Below are 14,449 nucleotides of genomic sequence, written 5' to 3'. Positions count from 1 at the left end.
CGAAGCACTTACTATGGAAAAATTCGATGAATCCTTCACTCTGGCCCAGGAGTTGGTCGAGTACTTCACCGAAAAAAAGCCCATCACACTCTACTTTCCTCTCTCCAATGAACATCTGGGTACCCTGGCCGTACAGATCTGTAATGAGGACTACTACCACATGGCTCAGCTTTTCGGGACCCAATTTGTCAAAGAAGTACTTCTTTATCTGGAAGAATCAGAAGACTACGAAAGGTGTTCTATGATCCTCAAACAACTGCGTACCATGGGGGAGCATACCAATCTACGCTGTGCCTTGTAGGATACCTTAAGCAAGTACAGGTGTAAGCAGCTTTGAGAATTAGCTTACACCTGTACCTTATATCATTACCTGGTACTATATGCTATTTAGCCGCTGTCTGAGCACTAGCATTTTTAGAAACATACTCCAGCAGATAATATACTTCCTGTCGCACTTTATCGCGGGAGTCATATACCTGATTCGCCAGTTTCTGCATATCCCCATCAGGATGTACCTTCTTAAAGGCTTCAGCGTACTTCTGATCAGCCATTTCTTTGGTTGAAGGGAAGTAGCTGAGTGTTGCGAAGTTATAGCCTTTTTCGCTTCCTGCCGGATACATCAACCCGGCCACGTTCCAGCCCATGATATTATTCATGGCAATACGTTCTTTATGTAAGTCCTTTATATTTCGCTCAACGGTCAGGTAGTCGTTGACACGGGCGTCCTTTACCTTCATCATCTCAATCAGCCAGATAGGCGCCAAATTCGGTGATGTAAACTTTTCCGAGAATATACCATCTAAGGTCTCCCAGATTTCCATCTTACCGTGTTCCTGAATAGCGCCGGTTCGTTTCATCAGATCCTCCCACTTCCTGGTTGCTTCACTTCCATATACCTTCGTGTTGTATTTGGCAGGATAGGAATTCTCAAGGATACCCATATCACCGAACGTTTTGATGGTGATATAATCATATTCACCCCTATCAGGATTGGACGACATCACCTTCGATAACATGTACCAGCCCGTGATATGGTTATCATCCAGCTGAGCCTGATGTAGTTTCTTCCATTCTTTTTCAATGGCTTGTGCCTCCTGTATGGTATGTCCGGGTTTGAGCTTGTGGAAATATACCTCAGAATAACTACGGGAAGGAGCCTGGCCATTGCAGACCTGAATCAGGAGTAAGCCCACAAAAAGGCTCAGAGCAAGACGAAAAGTAAGATTAGCTTTCATACGGTAGTGGATTATTGGGTTTGAGAAAAGTTGATTGACAAAGAGGTACGCACTGACAGCGTCAGCAGAAATGAGGACTCGTATACCCGAAAATGCAGCAGAAACTGAATAGACCCGTAGGGTCGAAGATGTAAAACAGAATGTAGTTGTAAAGCAGCTCGACGAAATTAGGAATAGCTGAACCAGTAGCTGATCTCAATCAGCAGTACGATGGGCAGGTAGCTTCTATGGATAAGGTAGGTTGAGGTGGCCTTACTTTACCCTATATCTACAACAACGATCAATACTGTCACACACTCAATGGGTGCATGTACGTAGAATCCAAAATCAATCAAATGTAACCTTTTATGCTATATATAGATACTTAATATAAGCATAAAATTATCAAACGGTAGATTTTCTGACTACACTACATGAGTGATATGTTTTTCAGAAGCTGACCAACAGAAAAAACAATCGCCTCCAGAACACAGATAACCGGTGTTCTGGAGGCGATTGTTTTTCAAAACTTTATTGACTACGCGGTTTGGGTTACCCTACATACCTCCTGCAGGATCTCATACGAACGGAGGCGGGCTACCGGATCATATATCGCCGAAGCGACCATAATCTCATCTACCTGGGTCAGATCCAGAAATTTCTGCAGATCTTCTTTTATCGTCTGATGGCTACCAATAAAGGTATAGCGCAGCATCTGATATACCGCCTGCTCCTCGGCCTCATCCCACAGCCCATCCATGCTTTCTACCGGTGGCTGTAGCAAATTAGACTTGCCGTGGATGACGTTCAGAAAGGCCTGGTACAGGGAGGTAGCCAGGTAGTGCGCCTCCTCGTCGGTATCGGCCGCAATGACGTTGATACAGGCCATAGCATAGGGCTTCTCCAGGCTTTCCGATGGTTGAAAAGTATCACGATATACCTTTAGTGCCGCGTGGAGGTTGGTTGGTGCAAAGTGGCTGGCAAAGGCATAGGGTACACCCAGTATAGCAGCCAGCTGAGCTCCGTAGGTACTTGATCCCAGTAACCAGATAGGTACCTGCAACCCTTCACCGGGAACGGCCCTTACCCGCGCCGCCGGATTGGCCGGACCGAAATAATCCCGTATTTCCTGCACATGCTGGGGGAACTGTTCAACGTTGCCCCGCATATCGCGCCGCAGGGCCATGGAGGTAATCTGATCGGTACCGGGAGCACGTCCTAAGCCCAGATCGATGCGTCCCGGGTAGAGCGACTCCAGCGTCCCAAACTGTTCAGCCACTACCAGGGGCGAGTGGTTGGGTAGCATAATACCTCCTGATCCTACTCTGATGGTAGAGGTCTGTCCGGCAATATGACCTATGAGTACCACCGTAGCCGAGCTGGCAATACCGGGCATATTGTGGTGCTCGGCCAGCCAATAACGCTTGTATCCGAGCTGTTCAACGTGCTGGGCCAGTTCAACACTGTTCTTAAAGGAGTCCGCGGGGGTTTTGCCAGCGCGCACATGCGCCAGATCCAGTACAGATATGGCTATATCAGCGAGCTGCTTATGGGTTCTTTGGGTAGTTAAATCCATCTTCTATATGAGAGCATTAGTAGTAATCCCTATCATCAAATTTCACTATGTAAGGTATGATGCTATGTAAGGTATGATGATAGTACCTAGAGTAACCTCATTGATTTTATCCGGGTTCCTTTACCCACCGAATTAAAGTCTTTGTAGTAGGAACAGAAAGCTCTTTCCGGCTCTTGGTTACATGCTCAGGTTTACCCCTAAGTACTCCGTTTGTAACCGTTCACTAAGTGGCCTGTTGATTTTTAGTCACTGGAGGTGAATTCTATTCAACTAATTCCTACCTTTTTGTCGCTCGATATATACATCCAGTCACTACCGTAACTACTCAACTAGTGCCGTATGTGCCCGGAAGGTACCTGGAGGGAGCCGGATGAGGTGAGCCAAAAAAGCAATCACAATTACACCATATAAACTTTAATCAATTTTTACCTTAACCCCAGTAACACGTATGACAAACTTTTCACTTCGTTCACTTATTTGTGCCAGTATTTTAATTGGATTAGGAACAGGTTGTACTGATCAACCTAATCTGGACCCCTCAACTATTCAAAACACCAAAGCCGCTCGTTCAGCCGCGGCTGCTCAGTCAGACTTCATCATTCAAAAGGGTAGCTACATCATTGTATCAGCTACCAATGCACTACCATCCAATCTGGAAGCAGAGGTAAGTAAAGCCAAAGGCCGTATGGGTACCCAGTTAAAAAACATAGGCGTAGCTACGGCTGTCTCGGCTGATCCTGATTTTGCCGGCAAAATGGAACGGCTGCCCGGCATTAAATCGGTCATTCCGGATGTAAGCGCCAAATGGATAGAAGCGACCAATTCCATTGATCTGCAGGATCCGCAGAATGCAGTGCAGGCCACAGCCACGAACCCTAACTTAAATCCCTATTATGGTTTTCAGTGGCAGCATAAGGCCATCAACTCAAATGCTGCCTGGCAATCGGGACACCGGGGTGAAGGTGTAAAAGTGGCCATACTTGATACCGGCTACGATTTGATGCATCCGGACCTGGCTGGTAACATTATCTATAGCAAAAGCTTTGTTCCCAACGAAGGAGTACAGTTCAACTATCCGGGGTTTAGCCATGGTACCCACGTGGCTGGTATTGTAGCAGCCCTGGACAACAACATTGGTGTAGTGGGAGTAGCCCCTAAGGCAAAGCTACAGCTGATCAAAGTACTTTCTGACTCCGGTAGGGGCTCCTTCTCGTGGATACTGGCTGGTATCCTGGACGCCGTTGACCAGAAGGCCGACATCATTAACATGAGCCTGGGCTCGTACCTCCCCAGAAATGGTAAGTTCATTGATGATAATGGTACACCTAATGATCCTTCTGACGATACAGTAGTATCAAACACCAAAGCCGTACAGGAGCTGTTGGTAGCGATGAGCCGTGTCATTAGCTATGCCAATCAGAAAGGGGTAACCGTGATAGCGGCAGCCGGTAATGATGCCATCAATGGCAACAAGGATAAATCAGGTATTTCGATACCCGCTAATCTTCCTCATGTGCTGTCAGTTTCGGCTACGGGACCTACCAACTGGTACGAAGATCCACAAACCGACCTCGACCAGATCGCCTCGTACTCCAACTTTGGTACCTCTGATATTAGCTTCTCGGCACCGGGTGGAGATTCACGCCTGCAGCCCTATATGTTCTGGTACTTTGATATGGTACTGAGTACCAGTCAGTATGGAGGGTACACTTTTTCGGCAGGTACCAGTATGGCAGCTCCCCACGTGGCTGGTGTAGCCGCGCTGATCATCGGTAAAAACGGAGGCCCGATGGCTCCGGCCAGGGTGGAAGCCGCTTTAAGAGCTTCGTCGGACGATCTGGGAAAACCTGGTCGTGATCCTCTTTTTGGATATGGCCGCGTAAATGCGCTGCGGGCTGTTAGTACTCTGAAATAACCCTTAGTATATAGATTTGCACAAGAGAAAGGCCGGAATTTGATCCGGCCTTTCTCTTGTAGTTATTCTTCAAAATATTACCCTAACCCATTCAATTCATCCAGATCTTCCTGATCCAGTGCTATGGAAGCAGCCTTGACATTTTCTTCCAGGTGCTTTACCTTGGAGGTACCCGGTATGAGCAGGATGTTGGGTGAATGGTGCAGCAGCCAGCTCAGCGCCAACTGATGTACCGTAGCTCCGTGCTTCTGAGCGATCCGCTCCAGTTTGTTCATGGCCTCTACGTTACCTCCACCCAGCGGGTACCAGGGTATAAATGCCATGTTGTTCTGCTCGCAGTACTTGAGCTCTTCCTCCCACTTACGGTTGTCGACACTGTACATATTTTGTACCGACACTACCTCAATGTACTCCTGCGCCCGCTTGATCTGTTCTACCGACACCTCCGAAAGGCCAATATGCTTAACCAGTCCTTCTTCCTGAATTTTCTGCAGAAAGGTAAAAATCTCCTCAAAAGGTACCTTTGTATCAACGCGGTGAAGCTGGTATAGTGGGATCTGGTCCAGTTTCAGACGCTTGAGGCTTCCCTCCAGCGCTTCGCGCAGGTGATCGGGGTGTGCATTGACAGGCCACTGGTTCGGGCCGGTACGTAGCAGGCCGCCCTTGGTGGCTATTACCAGATTTTCGGGATAAGGATACAGGGCTTCGGCGATGAGTTCTTCCGAAACATGGGGACCATAGCTATCGGCTGTATCTATAAAGTTTATACCCAGCTCTACCGTTCTTTTCAGTACCCGTATACACTCCTCGCGGTCTTTGGGTGGTCCCCAGATCCCTTCTCCCGTGATGCGCATGGCCCCGTACCCCATCCGGTTTACAGTTAGATCGCCACCCAGGGTAAAGGTTTCTGTGAATGTGCTTGTGGTTCCGTTTTTCATTTTCTCACTTTTAGTTTTCATTCTTACACGACACCATCTGTAAACCGGAAGTGCGTGCAAAAGTTATGAGAAAGTGGCTGGATTATGTAATTTAATAACCACCAGTGACATCACCTGCGCACCACCAGCAGGATCACTCCCGCTACCAGCAGGGGCAGGAATGGATCTAGTAAAGTACCCCCGGAGCCCACGAACAGGTTGAGCAGGGCAACGCAGCTTCCGCCAATGGCCCAGGCTATTGTGGTAGTGACCGACCATACCGCCAGCTGCTGCCGGATCTCAACAATCCCCATCAGGCGGTTGACTACCCAGAAAAGGCTGTCGTTGAAGTAGCTGAAAAACAGGGAGCCCATGGCCGCCGCCTGAGCGGCCAGCAGCATATTAACACCCGGTATCTGAGCCAGAATGGGAGCCGAGATGGAAGCCGCCGTAATCATAGCCACCGTACCCGATCCCTGAATAAGCCGTACCAGCGTAGAAACAATAAAGGGAATCATAACCGGTGAAATAGGCAGGCCAGCTACTTGAGCCGCCAGCTGGCTACCGGCCCCGCTCTCCCGCACCACAGCCCCTAAGGCCCCTCCGGCCCCCGTCACCATCAGGATGATTCCGGCCGATTGCAAACCTTCTTCCAGCCGGGCCAGAGCACTGGCCCGATCCAGCTCCGGAACCAGGGTGTACACAGCCAGCAGGGTACTGATGGACAAAGCGATAATGGGTGAACCTACAAAGTACAGGACCTGGACTAACGGCTGCTCTGCCAGCCCTTCCTGCCCCGGTAGTTGTGCCAGGGTGGTCAGCAGTGCCTTCAGAAAGATCAGTACTATAGGTACTACGATAGGCAGCAACGATAGCATCAGTCCGGGTAGTGGCTTTTCCTGCCTGTCCTGCAGGTAGTTTTGGTGAATGGTTTTCAGCTCTTCACCCACCGGCGCCGCATGATCAAAATGTGGGTACTTCGTGGCGAGCCAGAGGGCATACAGTACCACCCCTACCGCACAGGGTAAAGCCAGGGCCATACCCAGCAGTAGCATAGACCCCACATCCACCCCGAACAGCCCCGCCACCCCCAGCGGCCCCGGAGTGGGCGGAACGGCAGAATGGGTAATAACCAATCCCCCCGCCAAAGCTACCCCCAGTGTCAGCAGGGAGCGCCGGCTCCGCTGTGCCAGGGCCTTGGCAACGGGGTACAGAATGACAAAGGCTGAATCCACAAAGATGGGGATACTAACCAGATAGCCGGTAATGACCATCGCCCACTCTTCCTTTCGCTTGCCCAACCACCTGATCAGGCTGTAGGCGATCTGCTCGCCCGCTCCGGATACTTCCATGATCCGGCCCATCATAACGCCCAGTCCTATGACGATACCGATACTGCCGAGGGTAGTACCAAACCCCTGGGTGATGACAGACACCGTTTTGTCGGCCGACATACCTCCTACTAGGCCCGCAATACTGGCCGCAATGAGCATGGCAATGAGGGCATGTACCCTTGTACGCAACACCAGGAAGATGAGTACCCCTACCGCTACCACCAGACCTACGATGGGCACTGGAAGGCTACTCATAGAGTCTTTTGCAGGTCGTTTGCCATGAATTGGGTAATGAAGCTGTCAAAGCCGGAGTCGACCTGAAAGCCCAGCCGGAGCGCCCGGCTGTTATCAATCTGTCCCGGCCAGCTGCTGACAATCCGGTTGATGGCTTCATCAGGTTCAAAGCGTACCCGGGATAGAGTGGCTGCATCCGTCTGCCGCTCGAGCGAGTCCAGCATTTGCTGTACCGTCACGCTGATGCCCGGCAGGTTCAGGGTTCGCCAGTTGCCCAGCGAAGAGCCCTCTACCGTAGCCGCGTGAACCAGATTGCGGATGACGGTCGCCGGGCTGGATAACCACAGGGACAAGTCCGTTGAAACCGGACATACGGCCTCCTCCCCCTGCAGGGGCTCACGAATAATACTGCTCACAAAGGAAGAAGCGGCTTTATTGGGCTTACCGGGACGTACACAGATCGTAGGCAGCCGGAGGGTAACGCCATTGACGAAGCCTTTGCGGGAGTAGTCATTGACCAGTAGCTCACCCATGGCCTTCTGAGCACCGTAGGAAGACTGCGGCGTAACCGCCGTGGCATCCGTAACTACCTCCGGGAGTTCGCCGCCAAAGACGGCCAGTGAGCTGGTAAAGACAAAGCGGATACCGGCTTTGGTACGGCGGCAGGCTTCGAGCAGTCGGCGTGTTACGTCCAGATTGATCAGGTACCCCAGGTCAAAGTCACTTTCGGCGTGGCTGCTCACGATGGCAGCCAGGTGGTACACCAGGCCAGTCTGGGGAGTAATAAGCGATTCGACTGCCCCCTCTTTTGACAGATCGGCTTGCTGACAGATTACGCGACGATCCTGATCGGGATGGGCGGGCATGACCAGGTCTACGAGCAGAAGTTCATCAAAGGACAAGGTACTCTGGAGTAAGGCTTTGGCCAGTTTCTGACCCAGAAAACCTCCACCACCGGTAATAATTATTTGCATACGGAATGGATTCAGCTACTTTAAATACGATTTAGTTCTTCATATTTCAAAGCGGCATTCGGTGGATTCTACTTACTACTGATCCCGGAGCAGTCACCATCAGGTGGTCTAAAAGTAGGGAAAATATAAAATCATCATCTAACTTAGTCACCTGTTTATAGACTATCAAGATGAGTACTATTTCCACCGACCTACTGGATCAACTTCCCCCCGAATACGGGCAGGACCTCCTGCCGGAGATACATGCCGAATTCAAACAGGCGGGTAAAACCCTCGTAGTACTGGATGACGATCCCACCGGCACCCAGACCTCCTACGATATTACCGTACTGACCCAGTGGAGCGTACCTCTGCTCGTGGAAGAGCTACGTAAGAAGCCCGCGGTGTTATTCATACTTACCAACTCCCGCAGCATGGCCGAAGCCGCTGCGGTACAACTCACGGAAGAGATCTGCCGCCATCTTAAGGAGGCCATAGAAATATGCGGGCAGCAGATCATCACCATCAGTCGGAGCGACTCCACCCTGCGCGGACACTTTCCGGCTGAGGTAGACGCCATGGCCCGGGTACTGGGTCAGACGGATGCCATCCGCATTATAGTACCTGCCTTTGTCGAGGGGGGACGGTACACGATTGAGGACATCCACTACATCAAAGAACAGGATGAACTGGTACCGGTTTCCCAAACGCCTTTCGCCCGGGATGCTGTATTTGGCTACCGCCACTCCAACCTAAGAGAATGGGTAGAAGAAAAAACAGGTGGCAGGGTAAAGGCCGGAGAGGTAGTATCGGTTTCGCTAAAAGATATCCGCCTGGGCGGCCCCCAGCGGGTCAGTGAGAAGCTGCTGGCCTGTCAGCCGGGGCAGGTATGTATTGTCAATGCTACTTCCAACAGGGACCTCGAAGTGTTTATCAGGGGGGTACAGATGGCCGAGCAGGCCGGTCAGACCTGTATCTACCGTACCTCCGCCACCTTTGTACCCATTCGGGCGGGTATGGCTCCCGGCAAAGCATATGTGCCTCAGCTTGATTCAGCTACATCATCAAGTAACTCCCTGATCGTGGTAGGCTCGTATGTACCCAAAACCACCAGTCAGCTCCAGTACCTGCTTGACCAGGGCAGCCATCGTTCCATAGAGGTAGATGTTTCAAAACTACTGCATCTATCCACGGAGGAAATCGCCAGCTACCACCAGGCTATTGTTCAGCAGGCTGATCAGTGGCTTTCGGAGGGGGCCGATGTAGTCATCCATACCAGCCGCCAGCTGGAGGTAGGCCAGGATGTGGAGAGTAATCTGAAGATCAACAGCCAGGTTTCGGAATTTCTGGTTGGGGTAGTTCAGGGAATGACGGTACGTCCTTCTTTCATGATTGCCAAGGGAGGTATTACATCCAGTGACTTGGCTACTAAGGGATTGGGTGTTCAGAAAGCTACCGTACTGGGTCAGATTATACCGGGGGTACCGGTCTGGAAGCTGGATCCGCACAGTAAGTATCCCGACCTGATCTACGTGGTTTTCCCGGGTAATGTGGGGGACGACAAAGCCCTGACCAACGTATATTTACAACTCAAAACTTCGAAAAATTAGATAATAAAAGGGAAGAGTTGGGTTAATCCATTTAATAGTAAAAATGTACTATAATCACTGCGACAAACTACTTGTAATATTGTTAGATTGGAAAATTTGCATCCAAATCTGACAGGTATGATATTGCAGGCGAAGCAGCGGATATTTCTGAGCATATTCTTTTTTTTATCGGGAGTAAGTTTTTCAACCTGGGCCTCCCGAATCCCTACTATAAAGACCTTTTTTGGCTACAACGAAGCTGAGATGGGTACGGTACTGCTGGCTATGCCCGTCAGCTCCATGATAGGGTTGCCCATCTCAGGCTGGCTGATCGCACGGTACGACAGCCGGGTACCCATGTCCATCAGTTTTGGTCTGAACGCCGTAGCCCTAGCCCTGATTGGTTTTGCTCAAAGTACCGCCAGCCTGGTAGTAGCGATCAGTATATTCGCTTTTACCATGCGTATATTCAGTATCGCCGTCAATACCCAGGCTATTACTCTACAAAAGCAGTTTGATAAGAAAATACTTGGGTCTTTCCACGGATTGTGGAGTACGGGGGGTATCGCCGGCGTTGGCTTTTCGACCATCATGGTAGCCAATAACATATCTATTGAGACTCACCTGGCCGCTGTGGCAGCCATTAGTTTCCTGGTCACTGCATTCTCCTACCGTTACCTGCTCCGCAACGACCGCACCACCGAGGGCAACAAGCTGATCCTGGGCAAACCCGACCCTTACATCCTGTACCTGGGGATACTCATCTTTTTTGCGGCGGTCTGCGAAGGAGGTATGTTCGACTGGAGCGGTATCTTTTTCAGGGAAGTCCTGAACGTCGAGGTATTCACCTACGGCTATCTGATCTTCATGGTCTGCATGGCAATTTCACGCTTTATGTCGGATAAGATAATCGAAAAAATAGGTATGCCTAATACCTACCTGATGAGCGCCATACTGATCATGGTGGGTATCGGTATGGCCGTAAGCTTTCCCGGATTTGAGACAGCCATGGTAGGCTTCTCACTGACCGGCTTTGGTACGGCCTCCATTGTACCCATGACCTACGCGCTGGCCGGTTCATCCCGGAAGTACTCCCCCGGTATGGCCATTTCTATCATTGCTACCTACGCCACCGTAGGGATGCTGGTAGGTCCGCCCATGATCGGATATCTGGCTCATGCTTTTGGTCTGCGCATGTCGTTTGTGGCTTTTGCTTTTGCAGGGCTGGTGTTCATTCCCGTTTCGCACCTATTCTTCCGTTACCAGAGCCAGACGAACCAGGAAGAAGTACCCGCCTGAAAGGGTACTACACCCGAACGTAGATCTTTCTTTGGTCCATCCAGTAGCCGATAGCCCAGAGCAGGAGTACAAACAGTACAGCAAACAGGAGGGAGCCAAACTCGCGCGTACCGGCCACCGGTGCAACCAGGTACTTGAAGAACCAGCCCCAGGGGCTGATGAAGGCGATGGCTCCGTTTTCGTCCACCCCATCATTCAGCCGAATAATGGACAGAAACTTTGGGATCAGGCCGCTTAGTGCGTAGATGAACAGCGGGTTTTTGCCAAATACTTCAAAGAAGCGGGTCCAGGTGCCCCGGTTGTTCCGGACCTCAATAAAGTAGATCAACACTGCCAATAACATGATAGCCAGCCCTACCGTCAGGGCTACGTACGAGCTGGTCCAGATTTTCTTATTGATCGGAAAAACCAATCCCCAGGCATAGCCGATGAACAGTAGCACGGCAGCCGCCAGGAATAACATCGTAAGTGTCTTGTAAATGGGATGGGTACCCGTTTGAGTGGTGTTAGCCGTGAACTCGCCGCTGGCTTTGCTCTGGCCCAGAATATAGTACCCTACCAGGTACCCAAATATCACCTGCACTATTCCCGGCAGGGTACTTATCAATCCTTCCGGGTCAAAGGCAATCCCTTCGCCGCGGTACATGTGTGCCTCCCCGAGTATCTGCTTATCTAAGGCCGTACCAAACCAGCCTTCCAGGCTGTACGGATCAACGGGATTCCCTAGTTCACATAGCAGCCAGTAAAGCACCAGAATACCAACCCCAATCCAGAAAGCACCCCGTACTTTAGCATAGTAGATAATTACCGAAGCAAAAAAGTAGCAAAGGGCAATACGCTGAAGTACTCCCAGGATACGTACCCCCCGAAGCTCTCCATCGCTGTTGATCCAGGTCCAGGGCTTGAATAGCAACTGGTCATTCTCCCACATGGCAAAAGGAAACCAGTTCAGGAAAAGGCCAATCAGGAAGATCAGGGCGGCCCGCTTGCCTACCTTCTGCCAGAAAGCGGCGGCTCCGGCGGCTTCCAGACGTGGCATCACAAAGGCCATGGCGTTACCTACCGCAAACAGAAAGAAAGGAAAAACCAGATCGGTGGGGGTGAGTCCGTGCCAGGGGGCGTGGCGAAGAGGGGTGAAAGCCGCTGATCCAATTTGATTATTCACCAGGATCATAAAGGCTACTGTAGCTCCTCTGAAAACATCCAGGGAGTAGTAACGCTGTTTCATGTAAAGGTTAAGATAAGGGTTAAGCAGCCCAAATTACAAATTTGGGTGAATACGAAAACGCTTTCAGGATAATTAAGCTCCATTTCCGTAAAGATCCCTTAAATTATACCGTCTATTTGGGGTCCAGTACAATTAGTAGCTGAAACCTACTAGGAAAAGCTCATGCGCTGAATACGAATTGCATTAAGAATGGCCAGAAACGCGACCCCCACGTCAGCAAACACAGCCTCCCACATACTGGCTACGCCAAAGGCTCCGAATAGCAGCACCAGCGCCTTTATCCCAAAAGCTAACGCGATGTTCTGCCACACGATCCCGTTGGTTTTCTTACCTATATTGATGGCTGTAGCTATCCTGGAGGGCTGGTCGGTCTGGATCACTACATCGGCCGTTTCGATGGCGGCATCTGAGCCTAAGCCCCCCATGGCTACACCAACATCAGCCAGTGAAATCACCGGAGCGTCGTTGATACCATCCCCCACGAAGGCTACGGTAGCGCCTTGATTTTGTAGCTCCTCCACCCTGGCCACTTTATCCTCCGGCAGTAAGTCGCCGTAGGCTATGTCGATCTGGAGACTACTGGCCACTTTCTGAACAATGGAATCTTTATCGCCCGAAAGCATCACCACCCGCCGAACGCCCATTGCATGCAGCGCCCGTACCGCCCGCTGGGCATCTTCCTTGACCTGATCCGCGATGGTCACATAACCGGCATAGCGTCCGTCTACCGCCACCAGCACGATCGTCTCAACCACCTGATGGAGGGCCGGATTGTAGTGGATACCAAACTTATCCAGCAGGCGGGTATTACCGGCCAGTACTTCCCGGCCCAGTACCCTACCCCGCAGGCCGTGCCCGGGTATCTCTTCTACCGAACCTACATCACTATGCACGGATTGAGCACCGGTATAGTCTACTATGGCCTGAGCTATGGGATGGGTGGATTTGCTTTCCAGCGTAGCGAGCAGACTCAGAAACGCCTCCTGCTCCATGCCCTCTACCACTACCTCCTGTACTTTGAATACGCCTTCGGTCAGGGTACCCGTCTTGTCCATAACTACGGTATCTACCTTGCGCATCTGATCGAGGTAGTTGGAACCTTTGAACAGGATACCATTGCGCGAAGCCGCCCCGATCCCCCCGAAGTACCCAAGCGGAATAGATACCACCAGCGCGCAGGGGCAAGAGATTACCAGGAAGATCAGGGCCCGGTACAGCCACTCTTCAAATACATAGGTGCCTACAAAGAAGTAGGGTAGAAAAGTGAGCGCTAAGGCGAGGTACACCACAATGGGCGTGTATACTTTGGCAAACTTGGTAATGAACTGCTGGGTCTTGGCTTTGCGACTGCTGGCCTGCTCCACCAGTTTCAGGATGCGTGACAGGGCGCTATTGTCGTAGGCAGAGGTTACCTTTATATCCGCTACCTGGTCGAGGTTGATCATTCCGGCCAGTACCCTTTCTCCATTAGTTTTAGTATCAGGTTTGGCTTCACCCGTCAGAGCGGCCGTATTGAAGCTGGACCGGTCGCTGATCAGATCGCCGTCCAGGGCTACCCGTTCGCCCGCCCGCACCTGTATCACCTCACCGATCTTCACTTTCTTCGGGTCTGTTTCAACGGGTAAGCCTCCCCGTAGTACATGGACCGTCTTCGGCCGGTTATCGATCAGATCCTTGATGGACTTGCGCGAACGCGCCACGGCAGATTCCTGAAAATGCTCTCCGATCACATAGAAGAGCATAACAGCTACCCCCTCGGCGTATTCGCCAATATAGAAGGCACCCAGCGTGGCCAGAGACATCAGGAAAAACTCATTGAATACATCACCACGGGCTATGTTGGTTGCCGCGTGCCTGACCACTTTCCAGCCTACCAGCCCATACGCTATCCCAAACCAGACCAACCGGAGCGGCCCCTCAAACCAGGCTACCTTAAAGTAGTCGAGAGCGATACCCGATAGTAAAAGCAGCAGGCTGACAACAGTGGGTACGTACGAATTGGTATCATCATGAGAGTGGTCATGGTCGTGCCCGTGGTCATGTGAGTGGCCATCGGGTGCACAACAGGCATCATTGAGCACTCCCTGCGGTCCCGGCTTTTCGGCCGTACGCGGCGAAGTGATCTCCATAGGCTGCAGACCTGTATATCGTTTATCTTTATCGTTGTGAGCCATACCCGTAACTATTATG

Annotated in this window: 11 protein-coding genes; 4 read left to right on the top strand and 7 right to left on the bottom strand. The window is 51.2% G+C overall.

From position 1 onward, the window contains the following. Positions 1–13: 13 nt before the first annotated feature. Positions 14–301: a hypothetical protein gene (locus JTN23_RS19800; protein WP_247236773.1), complete on the top strand. Its 288-nt coding sequence runs from the start codon at positions 14–16 to the stop codon at positions 299–301. Between the two features lie 82 nt (positions 302–383). Here the strand turns inward: JTN23_RS19800 and JTN23_RS19795 are convergent, their stop codons facing one another. Next, the gene (locus JTN23_RS19795) at positions 384–1,235 is read right to left on the bottom strand and encodes a hypothetical protein (protein ID WP_247236772.1); all 852 of its coding nucleotides are present in this window, start codon (positions 1,233–1,235) and stop codon (positions 384–386) included. Between the two features lie 517 nt (positions 1,236–1,752). Beyond that, positions 1,753–2,790 (bottom strand): LLM class flavin-dependent oxidoreductase, encoded by a 1,038-nt coding sequence (locus JTN23_RS19790; RefSeq protein WP_247236771.1) that lies wholly within the window; start codon positions 2,788–2,790, stop codon positions 1,753–1,755. A 448-nt stretch (positions 2,791–3,238) separates the two neighbouring features. Between JTN23_RS19790 and JTN23_RS19785 the strand changes: the two genes are divergently transcribed. Continuing rightward, positions 3,239–4,705: a S8 family peptidase gene (locus JTN23_RS19785; protein WP_247236770.1), complete on the top strand. Its 1,467-nt coding sequence runs from the start codon at positions 3,239–3,241 to the stop codon at positions 4,703–4,705. A 77-nt stretch (positions 4,706–4,782) separates the two neighbouring features. Here the strand turns inward: JTN23_RS19785 and JTN23_RS19780 are convergent, their stop codons facing one another. The 3 genes from JTN23_RS19780 to denD form a co-directional block, all read right to left on the bottom strand. Beyond that, a complete protein-coding gene (locus JTN23_RS19780) occupies positions 4,783–5,643 on the bottom strand; it encodes an aldo/keto reductase (RefSeq protein WP_247236769.1) in 861 nt (286 codons plus the stop codon). Between the two features lie 110 nt (positions 5,644–5,753). Next, the gene (locus JTN23_RS19775; RefSeq protein ID WP_247236768.1) at positions 5,754–7,211 is read right to left on the bottom strand and encodes a GntP family permease; all 1,458 of its coding nucleotides are present in this window, start codon (positions 7,209–7,211) and stop codon (positions 5,754–5,756) included. Then, on the bottom strand, positions 7,208–8,164 hold the full coding sequence (denD, locus tag JTN23_RS19770; protein WP_247236767.1) for a D-erythronate dehydrogenase: 957 nt from the start codon (positions 8,162–8,164) through the stop codon (positions 7,208–7,210). Before denD ends, JTN23_RS19775 begins: the two co-directional genes overlap by 4 nt. A gap of 170 nt (positions 8,165–8,334) precedes the next feature. On the opposite strand from denD, the gene JTN23_RS19765 reads away from it, so the two are divergent. Then, on the top strand, positions 8,335–9,753 hold the full coding sequence (locus JTN23_RS19765) for a four-carbon acid sugar kinase family protein (protein ID WP_247236766.1): 1,419 nt from the start codon (positions 8,335–8,337) through the stop codon (positions 9,751–9,753). Between the two features lie 117 nt (positions 9,754–9,870). Further along, a complete protein-coding gene (locus JTN23_RS19760) occupies positions 9,871–11,031 on the top strand; it encodes an MFS transporter (protein WP_247236765.1) in 1,161 nt (386 codons plus the stop codon). 7 nt (positions 11,032–11,038) lie between these two features. Here JTN23_RS19760 and JTN23_RS19755 read toward each other — a convergent pair whose 3' ends face one another. Then, positions 11,039–12,259 carry an acyltransferase family protein gene (locus JTN23_RS19755; protein WP_247236764.1) on the bottom strand — a complete coding sequence of 407 codons (1,221 nt, stop codon included), beginning with the start codon at positions 12,257–12,259 and terminating at the stop codon, positions 11,039–11,041. 149 nt (positions 12,260–12,408) lie between these two features. After that, complete coding sequence (locus tag JTN23_RS19750) at positions 12,409–14,433, bottom strand: heavy metal translocating P-type ATPase (protein ID WP_247236763.1); 2,025 nt, start codon at positions 14,431–14,433, stop codon at positions 12,409–12,411. Between the last annotated feature and the right edge of the window lie 16 nt (positions 14,434–14,449).

Origin of the sequence: Telluribacter roseus, assembly GCF_017355915.2 — a bacterium.
Lineage (GTDB): Bacteria > Bacteroidota > Bacteroidia > Cytophagales > Spirosomataceae > Telluribacter.
This window is presented reverse-complemented; position numbering and strand designations above follow the sequence as displayed.

Coding starts and splice junctions, on each gene's coding strand:
- JTN23_RS19800 (WP_247236773.1), top strand. CDS start 14: ATGGAAAAATTCGATGAATCCTTCACTCTGGCCCAGGAGTTGGTCGAG.
- JTN23_RS19795 (WP_247236772.1), bottom strand. CDS start 1,235: ATGAAAGCTAATCTTACTTTTCGTCTTGCTCTGAGCCTTTTTGTGGGC.
- JTN23_RS19790 (WP_247236771.1), bottom strand. CDS start 2,790: ATGGATTTAACTACCCAAAGAACCCATAAGCAGCTCGCTGATATAGCC.
- JTN23_RS19785 (WP_247236770.1), top strand. CDS start 3,239: ATGACAAACTTTTCACTTCGTTCACTTATTTGTGCCAGTATTTTAATT.
- JTN23_RS19780 (WP_247236769.1), bottom strand. CDS start 5,643: ATGAAAAACGGAACCACAAGCACATTCACAGAAACCTTTACCCTGGGT.
- JTN23_RS19775 (WP_247236768.1), bottom strand. CDS start 7,211: ATGAGTAGCCTTCCAGTGCCCATCGTAGGTCTGGTGGTAGCGGTAGGG.
- denD (WP_247236767.1), bottom strand. CDS start 8,164: ATGCAAATAATTATTACCGGTGGTGGAGGTTTTCTGGGTCAGAAACTG.
- JTN23_RS19765 (WP_247236766.1), top strand. CDS start 8,335: ATGAGTACTATTTCCACCGACCTACTGGATCAACTTCCCCCCGAATAC.
- JTN23_RS19760 (WP_247236765.1), top strand. CDS start 9,871: ATGATATTGCAGGCGAAGCAGCGGATATTTCTGAGCATATTCTTTTTT.
- JTN23_RS19755 (WP_247236764.1), bottom strand. CDS start 12,259: ATGAAACAGCGTTACTACTCCCTGGATGTTTTCAGAGGAGCTACAGTA.
- JTN23_RS19750 (WP_247236763.1), bottom strand. CDS start 14,433: ATGGCTCACAACGATAAAGATAAACGATATACAGGTCTGCAGCCTATG.